Genomic DNA, 1,686 nt, shown 5'->3' with positions numbered 1-1,686 from the left:
GCGGATCGGCGGCGGTGCGTTCGGCTCGGCCGCGACGTTCGCCACCGTGGGCGAGGCCTCGGCGCCGGGCCAGCTGCCCGCGGCCGGGGTGCGCGCGGCTCTCGGCCTGCTGCACCCGGGTGCGGGTCAGCCGTAGCGGCGCAGGACCTCCTCGCGCAGGCCGGCCGTGGCCACGTCGGCGATGTGCTTCTGGGCCTTCTTGACGACCATGCCCGGCAGCTTGGCCTTGAGCTCCACCTCGAGGTCGAACACGACCCGGGTGGTCCCGTCGCCGTTGTCGGTGAGTGAGTACCGCGCGTTCTGCATCTTCTGGTTGGTCCCGGATTCGAGGGTCCAGCTCACCTCGCCGTCGTACCACTCGTAGCGGACGACCATCTCCTCGGTCATGCCGTACTGGGAGATCTTCTCCCACACCACGATGGGCCAGCCCTCGTCGTCGGCCTCGCGGACCTCCACGGCGCGGTGCGCCTCCGACCAGTCGACGAGGGACTCCACGTCGGCCAGGACGGCCATGATCTCGGGGATCCCGGCCTCGATGGTCGTCACGGACTGCACTGACACTGCCATGGCCGAGAAGTTACCCTCACGCGCGAATACGGTGGGACGATCGACCCATGAACGCCGCCACCGATCGCAAGATCGCCCTCCTGCGGGGGATCAACGTGGGAAAGGCCGCGCGGATCGCCATGGCGGACCTGCGGGAGTGCACCGAAGCCGCCGGCTGCGCGGACGTGAAGACGGTGCTGGCCACCGGCAACGTGGTCGTCACCGACCCTCGCCCCGAGGCAGAGCTACGTGCGGCGCTGGAGGCGGCCTACGCCGACCGCTTCGGCTACGACGCGGTGGTCCAGGTCCTCACCCGCGGCGCCGTCGAGGACGCGGTCGCGGCGTACCCGTTCGCCACCCTGGACGACCACCACGACTACCTGGTCTTCTCCGACGAGCCGGAGGTGACGGCGGCGGTGGCCGAGGCGATGGCGGCGGCGGTCGATCCGGCCGGCACCGAGGAGGTCGCGGCCGGATCGGTCTGCGTCTACTGGCGGGTGCCCAGAGGTCTCACGCTGAGCTCGCCCGCCGCCAAGGTGACCAGCGGAAGGTCACACGGGCGGCATCTGACCATGCGCAACATCAGGACGCTGCACAAGATCCTCGCCCTGGGCTGAACCGCCCCGGGCCGAGGGCCGTGCCGTCAGGAGATCAGGGGCCCTGGACCGACGCACCAATGGTATCGACCACGGCTGCCAGGGGCCCGAAGATCGCGGGGAAGATTCCATCCCACATGGCCTGGAGCTGGGAGAGGTCGAACGGGGGCATCTGTCACGCTCCTTCTCTTGCAGAGGGCGGCGTGCGGACTCTCCGCCGTCGCCGGGCTCCCTCTGTCCCCAGGATCCTCTGCCGTCACACTCGGGCGCAACCCCTCCCTCGTGGCAGACTGCGTGCGATGCGCCACCGACCGCCCCTCCGAGCCACCGCCTTCGCGGCGCTCCTGGCGATCGCTCTCACCGGCGGGTGTGCGGCCGACCCCGACGATCCCGCCGGGCCGGCGACCGCGACCGACGCGACGCCGACCTCGCCAGGAAACTCCTCGTCGTCGCCGACTCCGGGCACGTCGTCGCCGGCCACCTCGCCGTCGGCCCCAGGACCCACCTCGTCCGCCCGGCGGTCGCCGCCGACCCCGCCCGCACC

At 71.5% G+C, this 1,686-nt stretch carries 3 protein-coding genes; 2 read left to right on the top strand and 1 reads right to left on the bottom strand.

The annotated features are described in order from the left end of the window. Positions 1-4: 4 nt before the first annotated feature. Positions 5-136 carry a type I 3-dehydroquinate dehydratase gene (locus G6030_RS13745; RefSeq protein WP_347238667.1) on the top strand — a complete coding sequence of 44 codons (132 nt, stop codon included), beginning with the start codon at positions 5-7 and terminating at the stop codon, positions 134-136. Here the strand turns inward: G6030_RS13745 and G6030_RS13740 are convergent. After that, a complete protein-coding gene (locus G6030_RS13740; protein WP_061228561.1) occupies positions 127-567 on the bottom strand; it encodes an SRPBCC family protein in 441 nt (146 codons plus the stop codon). The genes G6030_RS13745 and G6030_RS13740 overlap by 10 nt on opposite strands. A 47-nt stretch (positions 568-614) precedes the next feature. Here G6030_RS13740 and G6030_RS13735 point away from each other — a divergent pair, with 47 nt between their 5' ends. Next, positions 615-1,163 (top strand): DUF1697 domain-containing protein, encoded by a 549-nt coding sequence (locus tag G6030_RS13735; protein ID WP_182643507.1) that lies wholly within the window; start codon positions 615-617, stop codon positions 1,161-1,163. Positions 1,164-1,686: the final 523 nt, after the last annotated feature.

Source organism: Dietzia sp. E1 (genome assembly GCF_014145015.1).
Classification (GTDB): Bacteria; Actinomycetota; Actinomycetes; order Mycobacteriales; family Mycobacteriaceae; genus Dietzia; species Dietzia cinnamea_A.
The sequence above is the reverse complement of the archived record's forward strand: the minus strand, read 5'-3'. Positions and strand labels throughout refer to the sequence as shown.

Coding starts and splice junctions, on each gene's coding strand:
- G6030_RS13740 (WP_061228561.1), bottom strand. CDS start 567: ATGGCAGTGTCAGTGCAGTCCGTGACGACCATCGAGGCCGGGATCCCC.
- G6030_RS13735 (WP_182643507.1), top strand. CDS start 615: ATGAACGCCGCCACCGATCGCAAGATCGCCCTCCTGCGGGGGATCAAC.